At 72.0% G+C, this 23,953-nt stretch carries 21 protein-coding genes; 4 read left to right on the top strand and 17 right to left on the bottom strand.

What is annotated here, in order from left to right:
• Positions 1-130 precede the first annotated feature (130 nt).
• The 6 genes from cobT to ACGFW5_RS16515 all read right to left on the bottom strand — a co-directional run bounded on the left by cobT (position 131) and on the right by ACGFW5_RS16515 (position 8,900).
• Positions 131-3,580 carry a nicotinate-nucleotide--dimethylbenzimidazole phosphoribosyltransferase gene (gene cobT, locus ACGFW5_RS16540; protein ID WP_393834929.1) on the bottom strand — a complete coding sequence of 1,150 codons (3,450 nt, stop codon included), beginning with the start codon at positions 3,578-3,580 and terminating at the stop codon, positions 131-133.
• 342 nt (positions 3,581-3,922) lie between these two features.
• Positions 3,923-5,137: a precorrin-6y C5,15-methyltransferase (decarboxylating) subunit CbiE gene (gene cbiE, locus ACGFW5_RS16535; protein WP_393834928.1), complete on the bottom strand. Its 1,215-nt coding sequence runs from the start codon at positions 5,135-5,137 to the stop codon at positions 3,923-3,925.
• A gap of 271 nt (positions 5,138-5,408) precedes the next feature.
• Positions 5,409-6,065 (bottom strand): GNAT family N-acetyltransferase, encoded by a 657-nt coding sequence (locus ACGFW5_RS16530; protein WP_393834927.1) that lies wholly within the window; start codon positions 6,063-6,065, stop codon positions 5,409-5,411.
• Positions 6,066-6,258: 193 nt separating this feature from the next.
• Positions 6,259-7,110 (bottom strand): MetQ/NlpA family ABC transporter substrate-binding protein, encoded by an 852-nt coding sequence (locus tag ACGFW5_RS16525; RefSeq protein WP_393834926.1) that lies wholly within the window; start codon positions 7,108-7,110, stop codon positions 6,259-6,261.
• 69 nt (positions 7,111-7,179) lie between these two features.
• Positions 7,180-7,848: a methionine ABC transporter permease gene (locus ACGFW5_RS16520; protein WP_393834925.1), complete on the bottom strand. Its 669-nt coding sequence runs from the start codon at positions 7,846-7,848 to the stop codon at positions 7,180-7,182.
• Entirely contained in the window at positions 7,845-8,900 is a 1,056-nt protein-coding gene (locus tag ACGFW5_RS16515; protein ID WP_393834924.1) for a methionine ABC transporter ATP-binding protein, read from the bottom strand. The genes ACGFW5_RS16520 and ACGFW5_RS16515 overlap by 4 nt, the downstream gene beginning before the upstream one ends.
• Before the next feature lie 620 nt (positions 8,901-9,520).
• On the opposite strand from ACGFW5_RS16515, the gene ACGFW5_RS16510 reads away from it, so the two are divergent.
• Both ACGFW5_RS16510 and ACGFW5_RS16505 read left to right on the top strand, forming a co-directional pair.
• Positions 9,521-9,880 (top strand): hypothetical protein, encoded by a 360-nt coding sequence (locus ACGFW5_RS16510; RefSeq protein ID WP_393834923.1) that lies wholly within the window; start codon positions 9,521-9,523, stop codon positions 9,878-9,880.
• A gap of 2 nt (positions 9,881-9,882) precedes the next feature.
• Positions 9,883-10,299, top strand: coding sequence for a hypothetical protein (locus tag ACGFW5_RS16505; protein WP_393834922.1), 417 nt, complete (start codon positions 9,883-9,885; stop codon positions 10,297-10,299).
• 73 nt (positions 10,300-10,372) lie between these two features.
• On the opposite strand, the gene ACGFW5_RS16500 is transcribed toward ACGFW5_RS16505, so the two are convergent.
• From ACGFW5_RS16500 to ACGFW5_RS16490, 3 genes are all read right to left on the bottom strand, one after another.
• Positions 10,373-10,876: a GNAT family N-acetyltransferase gene (locus tag ACGFW5_RS16500; protein WP_393835078.1), complete on the bottom strand. Its 504-nt coding sequence runs from the start codon at positions 10,874-10,876 to the stop codon at positions 10,373-10,375.
• A 37-nt stretch (positions 10,877-10,913) separates the two neighbouring features.
• Positions 10,914-11,417 carry a sigma-70 family RNA polymerase sigma factor gene (locus tag ACGFW5_RS16495; protein ID WP_393834921.1) on the bottom strand — a complete coding sequence of 168 codons (504 nt, stop codon included), beginning with the start codon at positions 11,415-11,417 and terminating at the stop codon, positions 10,914-10,916.
• Between the two features lie 81 nt (positions 11,418-11,498).
• Positions 11,499-12,659 (bottom strand): glycerophosphodiester phosphodiesterase, encoded by a 1,161-nt coding sequence (locus ACGFW5_RS16490; RefSeq protein ID WP_393834920.1) that lies wholly within the window; start codon positions 12,657-12,659, stop codon positions 11,499-11,501.
• 338 nt (positions 12,660-12,997) lie between these two features.
• On the opposite strand from ACGFW5_RS16490, the gene ACGFW5_RS16485 reads away from it, so the two are divergent.
• Positions 12,998-13,618, top strand: a complete 621-nt coding sequence (locus tag ACGFW5_RS16485) for a lysophospholipid acyltransferase family protein (protein ID WP_393834919.1) — start codon at positions 12,998-13,000, stop codon at positions 13,616-13,618.
• Between the two features lie 648 nt (positions 13,619-14,266).
• Here ACGFW5_RS16485 and ACGFW5_RS16480 read toward each other — a convergent pair.
• From ACGFW5_RS16480 to argH, 3 genes are all read right to left on the bottom strand, one after another.
• Entirely contained in the window at positions 14,267-15,760 is a 1,494-nt protein-coding gene (locus tag ACGFW5_RS16480) for an MFS transporter (protein ID WP_393835077.1), read from the bottom strand.
• 38 nt (positions 15,761-15,798) lie between these two features.
• Positions 15,799-16,350, bottom strand: coding sequence for a TetR/AcrR family transcriptional regulator (locus tag ACGFW5_RS16475; protein WP_393834918.1), 552 nt, complete (start codon positions 16,348-16,350; stop codon positions 15,799-15,801).
• Between the two features lie 81 nt (positions 16,351-16,431).
• The gene (argH, locus tag ACGFW5_RS16470; protein WP_393834917.1) at positions 16,432-17,859 is read right to left on the bottom strand and encodes an argininosuccinate lyase; all 1,428 of its coding nucleotides are present in this window, start codon (positions 17,857-17,859) and stop codon (positions 16,432-16,434) included.
• A 366-nt stretch (positions 17,860-18,225) separates the two neighbouring features.
• Between argH and ACGFW5_RS16465 the strand changes: the two genes are divergently transcribed.
• Complete coding sequence (locus ACGFW5_RS16465) at positions 18,226-18,915, top strand: L,D-transpeptidase (RefSeq protein WP_393834916.1); 690 nt, start codon at positions 18,226-18,228, stop codon at positions 18,913-18,915.
• 48 nt (positions 18,916-18,963) lie between these two features.
• On the opposite strand, the gene ACGFW5_RS16460 is transcribed toward ACGFW5_RS16465, so the two are convergent.
• The 5 genes from ACGFW5_RS16460 to argC are packed head-to-tail and all read right to left on the bottom strand — an operon-like array spanning position 18,964 to position 23,877.
• The gene (locus ACGFW5_RS16460) at positions 18,964-19,506 is read right to left on the bottom strand and encodes an arginine repressor (RefSeq protein ID WP_350229389.1); all 543 of its coding nucleotides are present in this window, start codon (positions 19,504-19,506) and stop codon (positions 18,964-18,966) included.
• Positions 19,507-19,513: 7 nt separating this feature from the next.
• A complete protein-coding gene (locus tag ACGFW5_RS16455) occupies positions 19,514-20,710 on the bottom strand; it encodes an acetylornithine transaminase (RefSeq protein WP_393834915.1) in 1,197 nt (398 codons plus the stop codon).
• On the bottom strand, positions 20,707-21,618 hold the full coding sequence (argB, locus tag ACGFW5_RS16450; RefSeq protein ID WP_393834914.1) for an acetylglutamate kinase: 912 nt from the start codon (positions 21,616-21,618) through the stop codon (positions 20,707-20,709). The genes ACGFW5_RS16455 and argB overlap by 4 nt, the downstream gene beginning before the upstream one ends.
• A gap of 49 nt (positions 21,619-21,667) precedes the next feature.
• Positions 21,668-22,849, bottom strand: coding sequence for a bifunctional glutamate N-acetyltransferase/amino-acid acetyltransferase ArgJ (gene argJ / locus ACGFW5_RS16445; protein WP_393834913.1), 1,182 nt, complete (start codon positions 22,847-22,849; stop codon positions 21,668-21,670).
• Entirely contained in the window at positions 22,846-23,877 is a 1,032-nt protein-coding gene (argC, locus tag ACGFW5_RS16440) for an N-acetyl-gamma-glutamyl-phosphate reductase (RefSeq protein ID WP_393835076.1), read from the bottom strand. Before argC ends, argJ begins: the two co-directional genes overlap by 4 nt.
• Positions 23,878-23,953: the final 76 nt, after the last annotated feature.

Raw genomic sequence — 23,953 nt, 5'->3', positions numbered from 1 at the left:
GGGGGGGGGGGGGGGGGGGGGGGGGGGGGGGGGGCCGCGCCCCCCCCCCCGGCGGGGGGGGGGGGGGGGGGGGGGGGGGGGGGGGGGGGGGGGGGGCCCCCCCCCCCCCCCCCCCGCTCCTGCCTACGGGCTACTTCTCTGTGACGCCCGCCGAGTCGAACGTGGCTACCTCGTGCATCGCGCGGGCCGCGCTCTGCACCACCGGGAGGGCGAGCAGGGCCCCGGTGCCCTCGCCGAGGCGCAGGTCCAGGTCGACGAGCGGGCGCAGGCCCAGCTTGTTGAGGGCCGCCACATGGCCGGGCTCGGCGCTGCGGTGGCCCGCGATGCAGGCGGACAGGACCTCGGGGGCGATGGCGCGGGCGACCAGGGCGGCGGCTCCCGTGCTGACGCCGTCCAGGATCACCGGCGTACGCAGCGAGGCGCCGCCGAGCAGGAAGCCGACCAGGGCCGCGTGCTCCAGGCCGCCGATCGCGGCGAGGACGCCGATCGGGTCGGCCGGGTCGGGCTGGTGCAGTTCGAGGGCGCGGCGTACGACGTCGACCTTGCGGGCGTGCGTCTCGTCGTTGATGCCGGTGCCGCGGCCCGTGACCTCGACCGGGTCGACGCCGGTGTAGAGGGAGATCAGGGCGGCCGACACGGTGGTGTTGGCGATGCCCATCTCGCCGGTCAGGAGCGCCTTGTTGCCCGCCGCCACCAGGTCGCGGGCGGTCTCGATGCCGACCTCGATCGCGGCGATCGCTTCCTCGCGGGTCATCGCGGGCCCGGCCGTCATGTCGGCGGTGCCCGGTCGCACCTTGCGGGGCAACAGGCCGGGCGTGGCCGGGAGTTCGGAGGCGACGCCCACGTCGATGACGCAGACCTCGGCGCCGACCTGGTTGGCGAAGGCGTTGCAGACCGCGCCGCCGCCGAGGAAGTTGGCGACCATCTGGCCGGTGACTTCCTGGGGCCACGGCGTGACGCCCTGGGCGTGCACCCCGTGGTCACCGGCGAAGATCGCGACGGCCGCGGGCTCCGGGATCGGCGGCGGGCACTTGCGCGAGAGCCCGGAAAGCTGCGCGGAGATGATCTCCAGCATGCCGAGCGCGCCCGCGGGCTTGGTCATCCGCTTCTGCCGCTCCCAGGCCTCGCCGAGCGCCTTGGCGTCCAGCGGGCGGATCCCGGCGACGGTCTCCTCAAGGAGGTCGTGCGGGTCCCCGCCGGGCAGTGCGCGCCGGCCGTACGTCTCCTCGTGCACCACCCACGACAGGGGCCGGCGCTTGGACCAGCCGGCCTGCATCAGCTCGGGCTCGTCGGGGAACTCGTCGACGTAGCCGACGCAGAGGTAGGCCACGACTTCGAGGTGGTCGGGCAGTCCGAGGGCGCGGACCATCTCGCGCTCGTCGAAGAAGGAGACCCAGCCGACACCGAGGCCTTCGGCCCGGGCGGCGAGCCACAGGTTCTCGACGGCGAGCGCCGAGGAATACGGGGCCATTTGCGGCTGGGTGTAGCGGCCCAGGGTGTGCCGGCCGCCGCGGGTCGGGTCCGCGGTGACCACGATGTTCACCGGGGTGTCGAGGATGGCCTCGATCTTCAGTTCCTTGAACTGCTTGGCCCGGCCCTTGGGCAGCGACTTGGCGTAGGCCTCGCGCTGGCGCTGGGCGAGCTCGTGCATGGTGCGGCGGGTCTCGGCGGACCGGATCACCACGAAGTCCCAGGGCTGCGAGTGCCCGACGGAGGGCGCGGTGTGGGCCGCCTCCAGGACGCGCAGCAGCACCTCGTGCGGGATCGGGTCGGCGCGGAAGCCGTTGCGGATGTCGCGGCGCTCACGCATGACGCGCAGGACGGCCTCGCGTTCGGCGTCGTCGTAGCCGGGCGCGGCGGGCGCCTGCTCGGGCGCCTCGGCGGACTCGGCGAGCGCGGCGGCCTCCTCGGACGCCTGAGGCTCGGGCGCCTCGGGCTCCGCGGTAGCGGGTTCGGCGGCCGGCGGAGCGGCGGCCGGCGGAGCGGCGGCCGGCGGAGCGGCGGCCGGCGGAGCGGCGGCCGGCTGGGGCGCCTCCTGCACCGCCGGAGTCTCTGCCACGGGCGCTCCGGGAGCCGCCGCCGGCTGCTCGACGGGCGGGGCCTCGGCCGCGACGAGCTGTTCCTGCTGCGGTACGAGGACGGCCTCCGGTGCCTGGGCCGGCTCGGGCGCGGCCGACGCCGGGGCCTCGGAAGCGGGCTCGGCAACGCCCGGCTGCTGGGGCGCCGGCTCCTCGGCCAGAACGCGCGGCACGGGGACGGCGATGTGCGTGGCCGCCTGGTCCGGCGCCACCACGAGCGGCACCTCGGACACAGGTACCTGTGCGGGCGCGGCGGCCCCGGGCTCGACGGCCCCGGGCTGCGCCGCGAGCGGGGCTTCCTCGACGACGGGTACGGCCGCCACCGGCTCGACGGGAGCCTGAACCACGACGGGCTCGGGCACGACGGGCTCGGGCACGACCGCCTCCGCGGCCTCGTCGACGGCGGCTACCTGCGGGGCCGGGGTCGGCTCGGCGACGGGCGGCTCGGCCACGACGGCCTCCGGCATCACGGCCTCGGGCGTGACCGGCTCGGCGACGGCCGACTCCGCGGGCGCGACCGGGACCGTCCCGGCGGCCGGGGCGGCGGGCTCGGCCGCCTGCTGCGGCACGTCCTGGACGTGGGGCGCCTCGGATGCGGGCGCCTCCTGCGAAGGCACGGCCTGCGCGGGCGCGAGGTGGGGACCGGTCGGGACGGAGCCCTCGACCGGCACGAACTGGCCCGCCGGCTGCGGCTGTCCGTCGAACTGCGGCTGCCCGGTGCCCTGCTGGACCGCCTGCTGGGCGACCAGCTGGTCCACGAGCAGCACGGGCCGCGCGGTGGCCTGAGGCGGCTGCTGACCGGGCTGTTCGGCGGCGTGCGGCTGGACGGCCGGAACCGACGCGTGGACCGCGAAGTCCTCCGGGACGACCGTTTCTGCGGGGGGCAGGGGTGTGTTGAGTGACGCCTGGGGCGCGGAACGCTGCTGAGGCGTCCATGCCATGCCACCTTCTGGCCGCATCTCCGCGAACTGCGGTGCCGGGGCCTGCGGCGCGGCCTCCTCGCGGGGCATGTCCAGGTACTCGGGGCCCACGGTCGGCGGCCCCTGGGTGCGCGCGGGCATCGGGTTCACGGGCGAGCCGGCCGGCCCGCGGTCGGCGAGGGAGCGTACGACACCGGCGGAGGCGTCCGGCACCTGAGGGCCGAGGTGGAGCGGGCGGCGGGCCGGCGGCGGACCGGCGCTCGCGGGCGCCTGCGGCGCGCGGGCACCGCCGAGTTCGACGGAGCCGGTGTCCCGGCCGCCGGTCTCGTGCGCGCCGGGCTCCGGGGCCGGGCCGGGCGCGGGCGGCATCTGGGCCGCGACGGGTCCCGGTGCGGACTGCGGGTCGATCCAGGCGCCCTGGGCGCCCGGCATCAGGAGGAGGTCGTCGTCGTCCACGGAGTGCGCCGAGTTGTCTGCGGGATCGAGGAAGGTGTAGGCACCGGGAGCGGGGACGCCCGGCTGTTCCACCATGCCTGCGTTCTCCGGCAGTCCCTCGCCCGGGACCTGGCCGGTGTCAGTCATGCGTACCCCTCGCCCATCTGTAGTGCTCCTTCGGCCTGCGGCCCGGGGCCACACACGCTCGGCGCGTGCGGCACCCGTCGCTCAGGACGCGTGCGCCGCGCGGTTGCGAACGGCCCGCAGGTGTCAACGACACCATGCATTGTCGCGGGCCTTCGCCGCCGTGGCGGTCAGTCTCGGCCACGGACCGTGTGGGCTGCGCCACGTTGCGCGTCCCCCGGAAGTGCCGTACCGCCGACGGGTCCCAAAACGGTCCCCTTTTCCGCCCCTTGGCGAGCGGAGCTCCGAACGGCCGGGTGCGGTACAACGATCGGCCAGCCTACCCTCCGCGACGCGCCGAAGGAGTCACAGGGATCTCTCTTTCCGCCTTCCGGAGAGCAGGAAGGCGACCGAGCGTTCGCGCTCCGACCAGGCGCTCGTGTCGAGGTCGACCGATTGAAGGAGCGCGCACTCCACGTCGTATCCGCCGGCGCTCAGCACGGCTCCCACGGCCTCCGCCTCGTCCCGGGTGGACGCGTGCGTCACGATGCGCTCCGGCCTGCGATCGGCGCACGCCTCCACCACCGGGGCGCCGCCGCCTCCGACCCGTACGACGTCGGGTTCGGGCAGCGACTCAAGGACGTGCGGGGCCCTGCCGCGGACGACCTGGACCTGCACGCCGAAGCGGCGGGCGGTGGCTTCGGTGCGCGCGCAGGCGTCCGCGCTGTCGTCGACGGCGATCACGGCGGCCCCGAACCGGGCCGCTTCCACCGACAGGGCTCCGCTGCCGCAGCCGATGTCCCAGACGAGGTCGCCGACGCGCGGCCCCAGCCTGGCGAGTTGGGCGGCGCGCAGCTCCGCGGATTCGCCGGAGCCGAGCCCCGCGCCGTACTCACGTGCGGGCAGCGCCCAGCCGCGCGGTGCCGAGGGGTAGCCGGGCGTGGGTCCCGCGAGCCAGCCGTCGCCCTCGCTCGCCGGGCCGCCGCCGAGGACGATCACCACGTTGGGGTCGCGCCAGGCGTGGTCCGCGGCGCTCTCCGATGTGAGCACGGTGACCTGTTCGCGGTCGCTGCCCAGTTCCTCGCAGATGACGAAGGTGCGGTGGACGCCTTCGAGCAGCAGCGCGAGTTCGGCGGGCCCGGCGCCGGGCGAGGTGAGGACGCCGACCTTGGGATGCGCGCGGCAGACGTTGACGGCGCGGCGCAGGGTGCGGGGGTGGGCGACGACGAGCTGGGCGTCGTCCCAGGGCATCCCGGCCCGGGCGAAGGCACCCGCGACGGCGGAGACGGCGGGTACGACCTCGACCTCCAGGCCGTGCTCGGGGTCCCGCAGAGTGCGTACGACGCCGAAGAAACCGGGGTCGCCGTCGGCGAGGACCACGGCGCTTCCGCGGTGTCCCGCGATGCGGCGGGCGGCCAGGCTCACGCTGCCGAGCCGGATGCGTTCGGCGCCGGCCGGGACTTCGGGGAGGGCGAGGTGGTGGGCGGCGCCGGCCACCAGGGTGGCCGCGGAGAGGGCGGAGGTGGCCGCGGGGGTGAGGGGCGAGCCGTCCCAGCCGATCACCGTGACGCGGTCGGCCATCTTCGTCAGACTCCAGATGTGGTGGCAGGTCGGGGCGGCGGATGTGTGCCGGGTTCAGACTTGAGGGTAGCTCCGGATTTCCGTTCCGGCCGCCGTCGGTACATCGGTTCCGGCCGCCGACGGTCAGTCGGTCCCGGTGGTTGGCGGTGGGTCGGTCCCGGTGGTTGGCGGTGGGACGGTACCGGACGCCGGTCGTACCTCTGTTCCGGCCGCCGGTGGTGGGCCGGTCCCGGTCGCCGACCGTACCTCTGTGCCGGCCGCCGGCCGTGGTTCAGTTCCAGTCCGTGTAGGACGCGTACCCCGCGTCCGCGAGCTGGTCGGCGACGCCGTCCAGGTCTTCGGGGAGCAGGCTCCACACGATGAGGTCGGTGCGGATGTCCGTCCAGCCGCCGTCCTCCGTCTGCGTACGCGCTATCCAGGCGTTGCGCAGCACTCCCTCGCTGATGCAGCCGATCTTCTGCGCGACCTGCTGCGAGGCGGTGTTGTCGGCGGCGGTGCGCAGTTCGAGGCGCTCGAACCGCTGGTCCCTGAACAGCCATTGGGCCGCGGCGAGCACCGCCTCGGTGGCGTAGCCCTCGCCGCGCGCCCAGGGCGCCACGACGTAGCCGACCTCGGTGGCCAGGGTGCGCCAGTTGGTGTTCTGGAGGTGGACGATGCCGACGAGGCGCTGGGTCAGGAACTCGGTGACCGCCAGAACGATTCCTCGGCCCTCGGTGCGCTCGCGCGGGGCGAGGTGGCGGACCCAGTCGTCGGCGTCGCGGGCGGTGTAGGGGTGCGGCACGGCGGTCCAGGCGACGACCTGCTCGTCGTTCATCATCTCGATGAGCGCCGGGGAGTCGGCGTCCTCGAAGGGGCGCAGCACCAGGCGGTCCGTGCTGATGGAGATGTCCGGGAAGACCGGAAGGGTGGTAGTCATGTGCCGCTCCATGCCGTGGACCGCCTTGGGGACCGCGCAGCCCGCAGGCCTCGTGGTCCGTCAACCTGTGAGGACCGTAAAGGCACAGCATGCAGCATCAAACCCCCGGAGCGCATGGCCGGGTGGCCGTAGCGACGAAGGTCCCGGACACCTGACGGGGTGTCCGGGACCTTCGTCCTGCCGTACGGGGAGGGCTACTTGGCGCCTACTTGGCGGGGCCGAAGGCCGGGACGACGGAGCCCGCGTACTTGTCGGTGATGAACTTCTTGACCTCGTCGGAGTTCAGGAGCTTGGCGAGCTTCTGGACCCGGGGGTCGTTCTCGTTGCCCTGCTTGACCGCGAGGAAGTTGGCGTAGGGGTTGCCTTCGGCCTTCTCCAGGGCGAGGGCGTCCTTGGCGGGCTTGAGGTTCGCCTGGATCGCGTAGTTGCCGTTGATGACCGCGGCGTCCACCTCGTTCAGGGCGCGGGGCAGCGTGGCGGCCTCCAGCTCCTTGAACTTCAGGCCCTTGCTGTCCTTGATGTCGGAGAGCTTGGCGCCGGAGCCGACGCCGTCCTTCAGGGTGATCAGGCCGTTGGACGCGAGCAGTTGGAGCGCGCGGCCCTCGTTGGTGGTGTCGTTGGGGACGGCGACGGTCTGGCCGGAGGCGAGGTCCTTGAGCGACTTGACCTTGTGCGAGTAGAGGCCGAGCGGTTCCAGCTCCACGTCGACGACGGGCACGATGTGGGTGCCGTTCTTCTTGTTGAAGTCGTCGAGGTAGGGCTTGTGCTGGAAGAAGTTGGCGTCGACCTGGCCCTGTTCGGTGGCGGTGTTGGGCAGGACGTAGTCGGTGAACTCCTTCACCTCCAGCTTGAGTCCGGCCTTGGCCGCAAGGTTGTCCTTGACGAACTTCAGGATGTCGGCGTGCGGGGTCGGGGACGCCGCGACGACCAGCGCCTTGGACGCGTCGGCCTTGCCGCCGCCCGCCTTCGGGTCGGAGGAGGAGCCGCAGGCGGTGAGGCCGACGGCGAGCGCGCCGGTGACGAGGGCGGCAGCGGTGATCTTGGTGTTCTTACGCACGAAAAGTGCCTCTTTCTGGTGGTGCGGTGTGACGCCCGGACAAGGAGTGCGGGCCGTTGGAGAGAAGGTTCAGGAGGTCCGGCCGCGGCGGGCGAGCAGGCGCACGGCGACATCGCCGAGCAGCTGGATCACCGTGACGATCGCGATCAGGACGGCCACCGTGACGAGCATGAACGTGGTCTCGAAGCGCTGGTAGCCATAGGTGATGGCGACCGATCCGAGCCCGCCGCCGCCGACCGCTCCGGCCAGGGCGGAGTAGCTGACCAGCGTGATCACGGTGGTGGTGATCGCGGAGACGAGCGAGGGCAGCGCCTGCGGGAGCAGCACCTTCCACACGATGGTGGGGATGCCGCCGCCCATGGACTGGACGGCCTCGACCAGCCCGTGGTCGACCTCGCGCACGGAGGTCTCCACGAGCCGCGCGAAGAACGGGATGGCGCCGATGGACAGCGGCACGATCATGGCGCTGGGCCCGATGAACGTGCCGACGGCCCAGGTGGTGAAGGGGATCAGGGCGATCAGCAGGATGATGAAGGGCAGCGAGCGGCCGATGTTCACGATCACGCCGATGACCTTGTTCACCGGGCGGTTCTGGAGCAGACCCCCCTTGTCGGTGAGCACGAGCAGCACACCGAGCGGGAGCCCGAGCCCGATGGTGACGAGGGTCGCCCACAACACCATGTAAAAACTGTCGTACGTACCCTGCGACAGCAGCGGCTGCATGTCCGACCAGCTCACTTGGCACCTTCCTTGACCAGGTCGAGCGCCCGGCCGTCGTTCGTGACGTTCTCGTCGACGACGTCCACCTGGAGGCCCTGCTCGCGCAGGAAGCCGACGGGCACGACGTTGTCCTCGTAGCGGCCGGGCAGTTCGATCCGCATCCGGCCGATCTGCTTGCCGGCGACGGTGTCCATGGCGGCGCCGAGGATCGAGATGTCGATGTTGTACGTCCGCGACAGCTGGGAGATGACCGGCTGGGTGGCCGCGTCGCCGTGGAAGGTGACGTCGATGACGGTGCGCTCGGGGCCGGTGGCCTCGCCGGTCACCGGGAACAGTGCGGCGGCGAGCTCGGAGCCGGGGGTGGCGAGCAGTTCGCTGACCGTGCCGGACTCGACGATCCGTCCGTTGCGCATCAGCGCGGCCGAGTCGCAGACCGTCTTGACGACGTCCATCTCGTGGGTGATGAGCAGGACGGTCAGGCCGAGCTGCTGGTTGAGGTCGCGAAGGAGCTGGAGGATGGAGCGGGTGGTCTCCGGGTCGAGCGCGCTGGTCGCCTCGTCGGAGAGCAGCACCTTGGGGTCGCCGGCCAGGGCGCGGGCGATGCCGACGCGCTGCTTCTGGCCGCCGGAGAGCTGGGCGGGGTACGCCTTGGCCTTGTCGGCGAGGCCCACCAGGTCGAGCAGGTCGAGGGCCTTGCGGGAGCGCTCCTTGCCGCTGACGCCGAGGATTTCCAGCGGAAGCTCGATATTGTCCTGCACGGTGCGCGAGGACAGCAGGTTGAAGTGCTGGAAGACCATGCCGATGCGGGAGCGGGCGCCGCGCAGGTCCTTGCCGGCGCGTCGGCCGCGGCCGGCGAGCGCGGTGAGGTCGACGCCGTCGACGGTCACCGCGCCGGAGGTGGGGCGTTCCAGGAGGTTGACGCAGCGAATGAGGGAGGACTTGCCGGCGCCGCTCTGGCCGATGACGCCGTACACCTCGCCCTCGCGGACATGCAGGTCGACGCCGTCGAGCGCGGTGACGTCTCGGCCGCGCGACTGGTAGACCTTGGTCAGGCCCGTTGTGGTGATCACAGGATTTCCGTCACTGTCGAGTGCGCGGCGCGGGGTATGCCGGGCACGGGGCAAACGTGTTCGGGGCGCGGCTCGGCCTCATCGGTGGATACCGGGGGCGCGGTGTGCGCGGGGGCAGGCCGGATCCGTGGGGTTCGGTTCCGGGCGCGGCCGACGTGGTCTCGCTTCGGGGCGCGAGGCTCAGGCGGGGGCCCTCAGAAGTCGCACATTCGACACATACAACGAGCACCGGGCGTCATCTTCGCCTCGGTCGCAAGGGTGCGGCTGCTCGTCGTGGTCATGCGGCAAGTAAAGCAGAACCGGTCCTGGACGGATCAGGGCTGTCCGCATACCGGACGGCCCTGGACTGCCATACGGACGGATCCCCTCCGCCTCGGTGGCCCCCGCCACCCGCCGGTGGCCTGCGCACATACGGCTCGCGGGTCTTCCCGGCCGCTTCCTCGACGTACGCGACGACGCGGTGCGCTGTGGCCAAGACCACGGCCCGCGCGCCGCCCGCGACCCCGCCCGCGCGCCCGCCCGCGAGCAGGGTGGACACGGCGAGCGGCGCGGCGGCCGGAGGGCGGTCACGCGCGGGGGCGAGCGCATCGGGCCTTTCGGCGCGTAATACCCTCGACCCCATGCTCGATGCCCTGACGGTCGCGGTCGCCGCCGCCGCGCTCGCCCTAGCCGCCTGGTGCGGATTCGCCGCCTACCGGGACCAGGCCACCAAGGACTGGCACTTCATCGGCATGGCCGTGGTCGCCGTCCTCGCGCTGGCCCAGCTGGTGGTCGGGCTCGTTCAGCTCGGCCGCGGCGAGCGGCCCGAACAGGGCGTCGCGATCTTCATCGCGTATCTGGCCGGAGCATTCGCCGCCGTGCCGGCGGCCGGGCTCCTGTCGCTGTCCGAGCGGACGAAGTGGGGCTCGGTGACGGTGTCCGCCGGCGCCGTCGTGCTCGCCGTGCTCGAAGTGCGTCTCTACGACATCTGGGGAAGCTGACCGTGACCGAGTCCGCCACTGACACCACGCCCGCCCCCACGCTCGGCTCGGGGCCCGGCAGGGTGCTCGTCTGGTTCTACGGGGTGTTCACCGTGGCCGCGGCGTCCCGCTCCATCGTCCAGATCGTCGTGGACTTCGGGAAGGCGCCGCTGGCGTACGTCCTGTCCGCGATCGCGGCCTGTGTGTACGGCTTCATCACGTACTCGCTGGTGCGCGGCGGAGAGAAGGCCCGCCGTGCGGCGCTGGTGTGCTGCGCGGCGGAGCTCCTGTTCGTCCTGATCGTCGGCACCTGGACCCTGGCGGACGCCTCCGCGTTCCCCGACAAGACGGTCTGGTCGGACTACGGCATGGGCTACCTCTTCATCCCGGTGATCCTGCCGGTCCTCGGCATGCTGTGGCTGAGGCGCGCCAAACGCTGAGGCTCGCCGAACGCCGAGGGCTCGCCAGGCGCCGAGGCTCGCCGAACGCTGCGGCGCGCGCCCGGCGGAGCGCCTACGCGCTGGCGACGAACTCCTGTGCCGCCACGTCCTTTTCGAGGGTGATCACGGACAGGCGGGCGCTCACGGTCTGCCTGGCCACGGCCGCGTACCCGTGCCTGCGGTACAGCCGCAGGTTCGACTCGCTGCGGTGGCCCGTGAAAAGCTGGAAGCGCTTGGCGGCGAGCTCGGCCGCGAAGTGGGCCTCGATGGCGTTCAGGAGCCGGCCGCCCAGACCGTGTCCCTGCATCCGGGGGTGCACGATGAGCTTCCCGATGCGGCCGGTGCCCGACGCGTCCACCCTGCCCCGCACCGAGGCGACGACCTCCTCGCCCAGCCGGGCCACCAGGGCGTATCCCGTGGCCAGTTCACCCCGCAGTCCCTCAAGGGTCTGGGTCAGCGGCTCGATCGAGTAGTCGCCGTAGAGCTCGGCCTCGCTCTGGTAGCACAGGTACTGCAACTTCAGTATCTGCTCGGCATCCTGTGCGCCGGCCGCAGAGATGGTCACGCTCATGCCCATGTGTGCATGCCTCTCGCTCAACTGGTCCCCGGTTTGTCTACCGCTCCTTTCCCCCGCGTTCAGGAGCGGCAACCTCCGCCGCCAGCATTCTGCGCAGACACCCCAGACAACGGGAACGCATGGGCCCCAGGCTGCCCTGTGAGATGTCCAACTCCCCCGCGATCTCCCGGTAGGTGGGGTCCTTCGGCGAGAGCAGCGCGGTGAGCAGCCGGGGGCAGTTGCCGGGCGTACGCCCGACCGCCGCGTGCAGGATGCGGCGCCGCTCCGCGGTGAGGGCGGCCAGTTCGGGTCCGGGGCCGGGGTCGGCGGCGGGCGCGCCGGCGTACGGGCTCTCCTGGCGTCGCAGCCTGCGGGCCCGGCGTGCCTCGGCCCGCACGGCGGTGCGGACCCAGCGGGCCGGGACCGCCGAGGCCGACGGCTGCTGTTCCAACAGCCGCAGCCAGACGGCCTGTTCGAGGTCGGCGGCGTCGACACCGGTACCGGACGCCTCCGCCGCGGCCTCGGCGGCGAGGAGCGGGCTGAGCTCTGTGACGAGATCCATGCCGGGCGGGACGCACCCGCCGCGGAACCCGGTTTCCGCGGCGGGCACTTCTCACTCGTACGGGGAGGGAACCGGCCGGGCTCAGCGGCCCCGGAAGTCGGCCGCGGCGAGCAGCGCGGTGTCCGCGTTGTCGGAGAACACCGCGTCGATGCCGGTCGCGAAGTAGGTGCGGAACGCGCCGAAGGCGTCCCCGTAGGCGTTGGGGTCGGTGCCGCGCCTGAAGTCGGCGGGCAGGAAGGTGTTCTCGTTGCGCATCGTGTACGGGTGCAGGATCAGGCCCCGCGCGTGGGCGTCGCGTACGAGCGTGGTGGGCCGGGTCAGCTTTCCGTCGGCGTCCTTGGGGATGATCAGGTCGAGGGTGGGCCCGATGCCCTGGGCGTAGGAGGCGATCCACGTCAGGCCGGCCGGCTCGACCAGGTCGTCCACGGTGCGCGGATCACCGCTGACGACGAAGTCCCAGGGCTTGGTGCCCGCGTTGGAGAGCAGCACCACGGACGGCGTGTCGACCAGCTTCGACAATCGCTGGATGCTGCTCGGCTCGAAGGACTGGAGGAACTGCGGGGAGTCGGCGCGGTGGCGTCCGTAGCGGCGCAGAAGGGTCGCGAGCCGGTTCTCCAGAGGCAGCCCGATGCCGCGGAAGTAGGTGGGGTGCTTGGTCTCGGTGTGCAGCCATATCCGGCGGCCGAGGCGGCGGCCCTGCTCCTGCGCCCAGCGCAGCACCTCCTCGAAGGTGGGCACGTCCCAGCGGCCGTCGTACAGCGTGTTGTGCTGCCGGTTGCCGGGGATGCGCTCCTTGGCGCGCAGCGTCTTCAGTTCGGCGAGTGTGAAGTCCTCGGTGAACCAGCCGGTGACGGCGCTCCCGTCGATGCTCTTGGTCGTCCTGCGGGACGCGAACTCGGGGTGCGCGCAGACGTCGGTGGTGGCCGAGATGTCGTTCTCGTGCCGGCAGACCAGGTGGCCGTCCTTGGTGGGCACGACGTCCTGCTCGATGACGTGGGCGCCGAGGTCGAGGGCGTGCTGGTAGGAACCGAGCGTGTGCTCCGGGCGGTATCCGGCGGTGCCGCGGTGCCCGATGACGTACGGAACGGGCAGGTCGCGGTAGCCGTCCCGGCCGCCGTTCCGCGCCTGCGCCGCCGACGCCGGCGCGCTCGCGAGGCCGGTGGCCGCGGTACCGAGCACGGCCGCGCCCGCCACGCCCAGCACGGTGCGCCGTCCGGGACCCATCCGTTCACCCTCAGTCATGAACACTCCTCAGTGATCTCAGTCGTCTCAGTCATCGCCGGATATTGCTGCTGTTTTCGTCCTGTCCCGCGCCTGCCGGAGCGGGGAGACGAGCGTAGGCGGACCGAGCTGAAGAGCGGGATGCTTTGGGGGTACGCGAGGGCCAAGGAGGGCCGAACCTGGCGGAAACAAGTGTCAATGACGCGTATCCACTTCGTGAACCCGATGTGCGATCAGACGTGCGCCGCGAGTATCGTCCTCACCTGCACAGACATCCGACATCCACCCAGACGACCCCGGAGGGCCCGTTGTCCCGCTTCGCGCTCATCAAGGCAGTGCTCGGACCGATCATGCGCCTGATGTTCCGCCCACAGGTGGAAGGCGCCGAGAACATCCCGGGCACCGGGCCGGTCATCCTCGCCGGCAACCACGTGACGTTCATCGACTCGATCGTGCTGCCCATCGTGTGCGACCGGCAGGTTTCCTTCATCGGCAAGGACGAGTACGTCACGGGCAAGGGGCTCAAGGGCCGGCTCATGGCCTGGTTCTTCACCGGGGTCGGCATGGTCCCGGTCGACCGGGACGGCGCGAACGGCGGGGTGGCGGCGCTGATGACCGGCCGTCGCATTCTGGAGGACGGCCGGATGTTCGGCATCTACCCCGAGGGCACCCGCTCCCCCGACGGCCGTCTGTACCGCGGCCGCACGGGCGTCGCACGGCTCACCCTGATGACGGGGGCGCCCGTCGTCCCCTTCGCGATGGTCGGCACGGACAAGCTGCAGCCGGGGGGTGCGGGGATGCCGCGGCCCGGCAAGGTGACGGTGCGGTTCGGTGAGCCGATGGAGTTCTCGCGCTACGAGGGCATGGACCGGGACCGCTATGTCCTGCGGGCTGTCACGGACTCGGTGATGGCCGAGGTCATGCGGCTGTCCGGGCAGGAGTACGTCGACATGTACGCCACGAAGGCCAAGGCCGCCTAGCCCCAACCCCGCCAGGGCTCCCGCCCCAACACCCCGCACGGGCAATCGGCCTGCCCCGCCCCCGCCAGGGCTCGCGCCCCAACACCCCACACCACCAACGGGCCTGCCCCGACCCCGCCAGGGCTCACGCCCCAACACCCCGCACCACCTACGGGCCTGCCCCGACCCCGCTAAGGGGCGCGGGGAACTGCGCGACCAGCCACGCACGACCCGCACCCGAACCTTCAGCCCGCTGGGGTCATACTCGGCTCCGCTCGGCAGCAACCCCGCCAGGGGCGCGGGGAACTGCGCGACGAGCCACGCACGGCCCGCACCCGAACCTTCAGCCCGCTGGGGTCCATGCGTCTTCGTCCGCGGACCGTGGCGGGCCGGTCGCGCAGTTCCCCGCGCCCCTGAGCGGCGTCCACGCCAAGGCACCTCGCCCAGGCAAACCCCGCCGTCCGCGGCGTCCACGCCAAGGCACCTCGCAGAGGCAAACCCCCCGCCGTCCGCGGACCGTGGCGGGCCGGTCGCGCAGTTCCCCGCGCCCCTCAGCGGCGTCCACGCCAAGGCACCTCGCAGAGGCAAACCCCCCGCCGTCCGCGGCGTCCACGCCCAGGCGCACCCAGCCCTCCGCGGCGTTCACGCCAAGGCACCTCGCAGAGGGGGTCAATGGTCGGGGCCGTTGGCCAGGTGTTGGCCTCGGAGGAGGAACCAGGCCGCCGTCGCCGTGAGGAACAGCACCACCGCCCCCACCCCCGCAGCCGTCTGGAACCCAGACGTAAAGGCATCCCGCGCCGCATCGAGCATCACGCGCGCCTGGTCCGCCGGAAGCTGCCCCGCCGCTTCCACCGCGCCGCCGAGCGAATCGTGCGCCTCGGTCGCGATCGAGGAGGGGACGCCGGGCGGAACCTCGAAGCCCCGGTAGATCCCCGTCACCACCGAGCCGAGCAGCGCGATGCCGAGCGCCGCGCCGAGTTCGTACGCCGTCTCGGAGACGGCCGACGCCGCACCCGCCTGCTCCTTGGGGACGCTGGAGAGGATGACGTCGGCCGTCACCGTGAACGCGAGGCCCGCGCCGAGTCCGCCCACGAACAGGGCGATGCCCAGCGAGACGATCCCGGTGTCCGCGCCGAGCACGACACATGCGGCCAGGGCGAGCCCGACGGCCGCGAGACCGCCGGCGACCGCGCCGCGCACCGAGGTACGGCGGGCGATCGTGCCCGCCGCGAGTCCGGTGCCCACCGCACCCACCGCCGCGGGCAGTTCGATGAGCCCGGCCTCCAACGGCGAACGTCCCTGGACCAGTTGAAGGAACTGGGAGAGGAAGAACACCAGGCCGGACAGGCCCAGAATGGTCAGCAGATCGGCGAGTACGGCGCCGGAGAAGCCCCGGTGGTGGAAGAGCCGGATGTCCAGCAGGGGCGAGTCGAGCCTGCGCTGGCGCCGCACGAACCAGATCAGCGCGCCGACGCCCAGCACGGCCGCGACCGCGATGTCCCAGCGGAACCCGTTGACCGCCGCCTCCTTCACCGCGTACACGACGGCGACCACGCCGACCAGCGAGAGCCCCACGCTGACGAGGTCCCACGGCCCCGGGTCCGGGTCGCGCGACTCGGGCAGCAGTTTCATGCCGACCAGGACGAGGACGGCCATGACCGGCAGGTTGATGAGGAAGACCGAGCCCCACCAGAAGTTCTCCAGGAGGAAGCCGCCGACGACCGGCCCGACCGCCGTGCCGGCGGAGGCGGCGGCGCCCCAGATGCCGACGGCGAGGCTGCGCTCCCTCGGGTCGTGGAAGATGTTGCGGATCAGGGCGAGCGTGGACGGCATCAGGGTCGCGCCCGCGATGCCGAGCAGCGCCCGCGCGACGATCATCATCTCCGGGCTCGACGCGTAGGCGTTGAGCACCGACACCGCGCCGAAGGCGACGGCTCCGCAGAGCAGGAGCTTCTTGCGGCCGATGCGGTCGCCCAGGCTGCCCATGGAGACGAGGAGTCCGGCGATGACGAACGAGTAGACGTCGCCGATCCAGAGCAGCTGGGTGCCGGACGGCTTGAGGTCCTCGCTCAGGAAGGGCGTGGCCAGACCGAGCACCGTCGCGTCGACGGCGACGAGCAGGACGGCGAGTACGAGGACCGCGAGCGCGAGCCAGCGGCCCATCGGTCCGGCGGCCCGGGGCGTGCGTTGCTGCGTTGCGGTCACTTCTCCACGCTCCGTCGTACCCCGCCGAGCAGCAACTCGACGATCATGTACTGGAAGTCCTTGGCGGCGACCCGGCCGTCCTGCACGGACCAGGCGCCGGCCCCGATCAGCCCGTACAGGGCCTCGGTGAGCCAGGCGGGGGTGAGGTCGATGCGGAACTCTCCCTGCGCCTGGCCGCGCCGGAAGAGGGCGGAGACACGGGCGTCGATGCGGGCCCAGCCCGCGTTCATCTGCTCACCCTCGAAGAGCTGGTTCTCGGTGACGAGGAAGGCGAGCAGGCCCGCCACGGGTTCGACCTCGGCGACCATGCGGCGCAGCCCGTCCGATGCGGCGCCCTCCTCCAGCCGAGCCGTGTCCAGGGCGCTCTCCAGCTCCCGGATGCCCAGCTCCTCCAGCGCTCTGACGAGGGCTTCCCGTCCGGCGAAATGGCGGTGCAGGGTGGCGCGGCCGATTCCCGCCGCGCGGGCGACCTCGTCCATGGTGGCGGTGGCCTTGCGGGTGAGGAGGGCGGCGGCAGTGCGGAGTACCTGGTCTCGGTCCACGGTCATGAGACAACCCTAGCCCCGATGAGACAATCGTGTCTCATCGGGGCTGGCGGATCATGCCCGCTCTGCGACCTCGTCGTGCCGCTACTTCTTCGCGTCCGCCCAGGCGTGCTGGACCACCAAGTCGGCCTTCAGTTCGGCGAGTTGGACGGCCACCGCCGAGGGAGCCGTGCCGCCGCGGCCGCTGCGGGAAGCCAGCGCGCCCTTGACGTCGAGGACCGTGCGGACCTCGGGGGTCAGGTGCTCGGAGATCTTCGCGAACTGGTCGTCGGTGAGCTCGTCGAGTTCGATGCCGTGCGCCTCGCACTCCTTGACGCACTCCCCCGCCACCTCGTGCGCGACCCGGAACGGCACGCCCTGCTTGACCAGCCACTCGGCGATGTCGGTGGCGAGCGAGAACCCGGCCGGAGCCAGCTCCTCCATCCGCTCCCGGTTGACGGTCAGCGTGGCCATCATCCCCGTGAACGCGGGCAGCAGCACCTCCAGCTGGTCGCAGGAGTCGAAGACGGGCTCCTTGTCCTCCTGGAGGTCACGGTTGTACGCGAGCGGCAGCGCCTTCAGGGTCGCCATCAGGCCGGTGAGGTTGCCGATGAGGCGGCCCGACTTGCCCCGCGCAAGCTCGGCGATGTCCGGGTTCTTCTTCTGCGGCATGATCGAGGAGCCGGTCGAGAAGGCGTCGTGCAGGGTCACGAAGGAGAACTCCTTCGTGTTCCAGATGATGATCTCCTCGGCGATCCGCGACAGGTTCACCCCGATCATGGCGGTGATGAAGGCGAACTCGGCGACGAAGTCGCGCGAGGCCGTGCCGTCGATGGAGTTGCCGACCGAGCCGCGCTCGAAGCCGAGGTCGGCGGCGACCGCCTCCGGGTCGAGCCCCAGCGAGGAGCCCGCGAGCGCGCCGGAGCCGTACGGCGACACGGCGGTCCGCTCGTCCCACTGCCGCAGGCGCTCGGCATCGCGCGCCAGCGGCTGGACGTGGGCCAGCATGTGGTGGGCGAACAGGACGGGCTGGGCGTGCTGAAGGTGCGTACGGCCCGGCATGGCGACGTCCGCGTGCGCTTCGGCGAGACCGACCAGGGCGTCCTGGAGGTCGGCGATCAGGCCGCCGATGATGCGGGCATGGTCGCGCAGGTACATCCGGAAGAGCGTGGCGACCTGGTCGTTGCGGGACCGGCCGGCCCGGAGTTTGCCGCCGAGGTCGGGGCCCAGGCGTTCCAGGAGGCCGCGCTCCAGGGCGGTGTGGCAGTCCTCGTCGGCGACGGTGCCGACGAACGTGCCGTCCGCGACATCGCCCGCCAGCTGGTCGAGGCCCGCGAGCATCCGCTGGAGCTCGTCGGCGGTGAGCAGTCCCGCCGTGTGGAGCACGCGGGCGTGGGCGCGGGAGCCCGCGATGTCGTACGGGGCGAGCCGCCAGTCGAAGTGGACCGACGCGGACAGCTTCGCCAGCGCCTCGGCGGGACCGTCGGCGAACCGGGCGCCCCAGAGCCGGACGTCACCGTTGTTGCTGCTCACAGCTCAAGCTCCTCAGAAGTGATGTGCCGCCGCTTCCCGCACCGGCGAAGGAGCGGGGAGACGGTCGTCCAACGAGTCGCGCCCACCTGAAGTCGCGCCCGGCGACGATCTCGCCGTGAGGCATAACTATGCAGTGCTCCGTATGTTCTGTCAACGCGCTTCCCGTCGGCCACGAGCCGGGACGACCGCGCCCCACGAGCGGCATCACCGCCCCCTTCACGGCGTAGGCGCGGATCATCCGGCGGACGGGAAAGACCTGCGAACGCATGGACCGGCCCCGGCCGTGGCCCGGTCGCATCCCGCGTACGGAGCAACTTTGGCCGCTTCGGGCGGCCGGGCCCCGCGGTGGCGCATACGGTCCGGAACATGCACCTCGCTGCCCTGCTCCTCGCGTCCCTCCTGGTCCCGCTCGCCTCGCCCGCCCCCGCCGCGCCGCTGCCCGAGCAGATGGCCCGCACCGGTGGGGGAAGCCAGCTTCTGACCGCGGAGGCGTCCGCCGTCGGGGCCACCACGGGCAAGCTCACCTGGTGGGACCGGCGCGAAGGGCACTGGGTGGCGGTGGGGTCCGCGCCCGCCAGATTCGGCGCGAAGGGGCTGGCCGAGGGGAACGTGCGCGTCCAGGGCACCGACACCACCCCGACGGGCCTGTACGCGCTGCCGTACGCCTTCGGGGTGGCAGCCGCGCCGTCCGGCATCCGCTACCCCTACCGGCACGCCACCGACCGGTCCTGGTGGTGCGAGGACAACGAGTCCCGCGCCTACAACCGGTGGGTGGAAGGCCTGCCCGCGGACTGCCGGGCGGCCGAGTCCGAGCACCTGACGGCGTACGCGAGCCAGTACGCCCGGGCGCTGGTCATCGGGTTCAACTATGAACGCCCGGTACGCGGCCGTGGCGCCGGGATCTTCCTGCACGTCAACGGGCGGGGCGCGACGGCCGGTTGTGTGTCGGTGGCCGCCGACGCCATGGACCGGGTGCTGGCGTGGGCGGATCCGGCACGCCACCCGCACATCGCGATCGGCACGGCCGAAGGACCCACCGCGATCACCCGTTACTGAACCCGCCGGATCCGTACGGCGGTTGGGGGCCCGGGCCCCCGCGCACCGTCAGCGGTGGTCGTTCTGGGCGAGCCGCAGCAGATGATCGGCCAGCGCCTGGCCGCCCGTGGGGTCACGGCTGATCAGCATCAGGGTGTCGTCACCCGCGATCGTGCCGAGGATGTCGTGCAGTTCGGCCTGGTCGATGGCCGAGGCGAGGAACTGGGCGGCGCCGGGCGGAGTGCGAAGCACCACCAGGTTCGCGGAGGCCTCGGCGGAGATCAGGAGCTCGGCCGATAGCCGGCGCATCCGCTCCTCCTTGGCCGACTCGCCCAGCGGCGCCTTGGGCGTGCGGAAGCCGCCCTCGCTTGGCACCGCGTAGATCAGCTCGCCGCCGGTGTTGCGGATCTTCACCGCGCCCAGCTCGTCGAGGTCACGCGAGAGCGTCGCCTGGGTGACGCTCAGTCCGTCGTCCGCGAGCAGCTTGGCGAGCTGGCTCTGGGACCGCACCGGCTGCCGATTGAGGATGTCCACGATCCGGCGGTGGCGGGCGGTGCGGGTCTGCGGTACGGCGGGGCCGCCCGGCTCGAAGTCCTGCGCCTCGTCGGTCATCGTCGTCTCATTCTCCGGATCGTCCATCCCCGCCGACTGCATCGAGGACGCCGGGCAGCGCCTGGAGGAACGCGTCCACCTCCGCGTCACCGATGATCAGGGGCGGCATGAGCCGTACGACATCGGGGGCGGGCGCGTTGACCAGGAAGCCGGCGTCCTGAGCCGCCTGCTGCACCCGAGGTGCAAGGGGCTCGTTGAGCACGATACCCAGCAGCAGCCCCGCACCACGGACATGGGAGACCAGCGGGTGCCCCAGCGCCTCGATTCCGCTCCGCAGCTTCTCGCCGGTGCGCTTGACCTGGTCGAGCGCGCCGTCGGCGGACAGCGTGTCGAGCACGGCGAGTCCGGCGGCGCAGGCGACCGGGTTGCCGCCGAAGGTGGTGCCGTGCATTCCAGGCCTCAACAGCTGTGCCGCCGCGCCGAACGCGACCGTCGCGCCGATCGGCAGTCCGCCGCCGAGCCCCTTGGCCAGGGTCACGACGTCCGGCTCGACGCTCTCGTGCCGCTGGTACTCGAACCAGGCGCCGGTCCGCCCGATGCCGGTCTGCACCTCGTCCAGGACGAGCAGCGTTCCCGTGGCGCGGGTGATCTCCCGGGCGGCGGTCAGATAGCCGGCCGGCGGGACGGCCACGCCGATCTCGCCCTGGACCGGCTCGATGATGACGAAGGCGGTCTCCTCGGTGACGGCCGCGCGCAGCGCCTCGACGTCGCCGAACGGTACGTGGGTGACGTCGCCGGGCAGCGGCAGGAACGGCTCCCGCTTGCCCTGCTGTCCGGTGAGCGCGAGCGCGCCCATGGTCCGGCCGTGGAATCCGCCGTGCGTGGCGACCATGTGGGTGCGCCCGGTCAGCCGACCGATCTTGAAGGCGGCCTCGTTGGCCTCGGCGCCGGAATTGCAGAAGTAAACGCGTCCGGGGCGTCCGAAGAGCTGAAGGAGGCGTTCGGCGAGCGCCACCGGCGGCTCGGCGCCGAACAGGTTCGAGACATGGCCAAGCGTGGCGACCTGCCGGCTCACCGCCTCGACGACGGCGGGGTGGGCGTGGCCGAGCGCGTTGACCGCGATGCCGCCCACGAAGTCGGTGTACTGGGCGCCGTCGGCGTCCCAGACCGTCGCGCCCGCGCCGCGCACCAACGACAGCTTGGGCGTGCCGTAGTTGTCCGTCATGGCGTGCTGCCAGCGCTGTGCGAGTTCCTGGTTACTCACCGCGCTCCCCCTTGGGCGTCTCGTCCGTCCGGCACGACCATCGTGCCGATGCCTTCGTCGGTGAAGATCTCCAGCAGGATGGAGTGCTGCACCCGTCCGTCGATCACGCGCGCGGTGTTGACCCCGTTGCGCACCGCGAACAGGCACCCCTCCATCTTGGGCACCATGCCGCTGGAGAGCTCGGGCAGCAGCTTCTCCAGCTGCGCGGCGGTCAGTTTGCTGATCACGTCGTCGCTGTTGGGCCAGTCCTCGTACAGCCCCTCGACGTCGGTGAGGACCATCAGGGTCTCGGCGCCCAGCGCAGCCGCAAGTGCCGCAGCCGCCGTATCAGCATTGACGTTGTAGACATGTCCGTCGTCCTGGGAGCGGGCGATCGAGGAGATGACCGGGATCCGGCCGTCGTCCAGGAGCGCTTGGATCGCGCCCGGGTCGATCGCGGTGATCTGGCCGACCCGGCCGATGTCGACGAGCTCGCCGTCGATCTCCGGGCGGTGCTGGGTGGCGGTGATGGTGTGGGCGTCCTCGCCGGTCATGCCGACGGCGAGCGGCCCGTGCTGGTTGAGCAGCCCGACGAGCTCGCGCTGCACCTGCCCGGCGAGCACCATGCGCACCACGTCCATGGCCTCGGGCGTGGTGACCCGAAGTCCTGCCTTGAACTCGCTGACCAGGCCGTGCTTGTCGAGCTGCGCGCTGATCTGCGGTCCGCCGCCGTGCACGACGACGGGCTTGAGGCCGGACTGGCGCAGGAACACCACGTCCTGGGCGAAGGCGGCCTTCAGCTCCTCGTCGACCATGGCGTTGCCGCCGAATTTGATGACCACGGTCTTGCCGTGGTGCCGGGTGAGCCAGGGCAGCGCCTCGATGAGGATCTTCGCCTTGGGCAGAGCGGTGTGTTTACGGGTACTCATGGGCGCGGCCCATTCCTTGGCAGGGTGGTGGTGGGAGACGGGCGGGCGCTCATGAGCTGTACGCGCTGTTCTCGTGGACGTAGTCGGCGGTGAGGTCGTTGGCCCAGATGACGACGGGCTCGCCGGTTCCGGCGGCGAGGTCGGCGGTGATCTTGACCTCGCGGAAGCGCATGTCGACCAGGTCGCGGTCCTCGCCCACGGAGCCGTTCTTGCAGACCCACACGCCGTTGATGGCGACGTTGAGCCGATCCGGGTCGAAGGCGGCCTGCGTGGTGCCGATGGCGGAGAGCACCCGGCCCCAGTTGGGGTCCTCGCCGTGGATGGCGCACTTGAGGAGGTTGTTGCGGGCGATGGACCGCCCGACCTCCACGGCGTCGTCCTCGCTCGCGGCGTTGATCACCTCGATGCGGATGTCCTTGGACGCGCCTTCGGCGTCGCCGATGAGCTGGCGTGCCAGGTCGTCGCAGACGCTCCGCACCGCCTCGGCGAACTCGGCGTACTCCGGGACGACTTGGGAGGCGCCGGAGGCGAGGAGCAGCACGGTGTCGTTGGTGGACATGCAGCCGTCGGAGTCGACCCGGTCGAAGGTCTGGCGCGTGGCGTCGCGCAGCGCCTTGTCGAGGGTGGCCGCGTCGAGGTCGGCGTCGGTGGTGAGCACGACGAGCATGGTGGCGAGCCCGGGGGCGAGCATGCCCGCACCCTTGGCCATGCCGCCCACGGTCCAGCCGTCCTGGGTGACGACACTCGTCTTGTGCACGGTGTCGGTGGTCTTGATGGCGATGGCGGCCTTCTCACCGCCGTGCACGGTGAGCTGGGCCACCGCCGTGTCGACGCCGGGCAGCAGCTTGTCCATGGGGAGCAGGGTGCCGATGAGCCCGGTGGAGGCGACCGCGACGGTGCCCGCGCCATGGCCGCCGGCGCCGTCGTACCCGGCCGTGTTGAGCGAGGCGGCGACCTTCTCGGCGGTGGCGTGCGTGTCCTGGAACCCCTTCGGCCCGGTACAGGCGTTGGCGCCACCGGAGTTGAGGACGACGGCGCTCACCTCGCCGCCCTTGAGCACCTGCTCGGACCACAGCACCGGGGCGGCCTTGACGCGGTTCGATGTGAAGACGCCCGCGGCGGCGATGCGGGGCCCGGAGTTGACCACGAGGGCCAGGTCCGGGTTGCCGTTCTGCTTGATCCCGGCGGCGATGCCCGACGCCCAGAACCCCTTGGCTGCCGTCACGCTCACGGCGCAACTCCGATCGTCGTCAGGCCCAGGGTCTCGTCGAACCCCAGGGCGATGTTCATGCTCTGCACCGCGCCGCCGGCGGTGCCCTTGGTGAGGTTGTCGATGGCGCCGACCGCGATGACACGCCCCGCGCTCTCGTCGTACGCGACCTGCACCTGCACGGCGTTGGAGCCGTACACGGAGGCGGTGGCGGGCCACTGCCCCTCGGGGAGCAGGTGGACGAACGGCTCGTCCGCGAAGGCCTTCTCGTACGCGGCCCGTACGCTCTCGGCACTGACGCCGGGCTTCGCCTTGGCGGAACAGGTGGCGAGGATGCCGCGGGACATCGGCGCGAGGGTGGGCGTGAAGGAGACGCTGACGCTCTCGCCGGCGACCGCGCCGAGGTTCTGCATCATCTCGGGGGTGTGCCGGTGCCCGCCGCCCACGCCGTACGGGGACATCGAGCCCATCACCTCGCTGCCGAGCAGGTGCGGCTTGAGCGCCTTGCCCGCGCCGGACGTGCCGGTCGCGGCGACGATCACGGCCTCGGGCTCGACGAGCCCGTCCTGGTACGCGGGGAAGAGCGCGAGGGAGACGGCCGTCGGGTAGCAGCCCGGCACGGCGATGCGCCGCGTCGAACCCAACGCGGCCCGCGCGCCCGGCAGTTCGGGCAGCCCGTAGGGCCAGGAACCGGCGTGCGCCGAGCCGTAGAACGTCTCCCAGTCGGCGGCGTCCCTGAGCCGGAAGTCGGCCCCCATGTCGACGACGAGGACATCGTCGCCGAGCTGTTCGGCGACCGCGGCGGACTGTCCGTGCGGCAGCGCGAGAAACACGACGTCGTGCCCGGCCAGCACCTCAGCGGTGGTGGGCTCCAGGATGCGCCCGGCGAGCGGAACGAGATGCGGCTGAAGCGATCCGAGCAGCTGCCCGGCGTTGGTGTTGGCGGTCAGCGCCCCGATCTCGACCCGGGGATGCCCGACCAGCAGGCGCAGCAGTTCCCCACCCGCATACCCACTGGCCCCCGCCACTGCCGCCCGTACCGCCGCCATCGCATCCTCCTCGGTGATGGCATGACTATACGCAGGCATGCAGTGTTATGCAAAGGCCGCGATCCGGTCCTCCGGT

The sequence above is a fragment of the Streptomyces sp. NPDC048416 genome (genome assembly GCF_043200435.1).
Taxonomy (GTDB): domain Bacteria; phylum Actinomycetota; class Actinomycetes; order Streptomycetales; family Streptomycetaceae; genus Streptomyces.
Note: the sequence above shows the minus strand (reverse complement) of the source record. Positions and strands in the feature narration are given on the sequence as shown.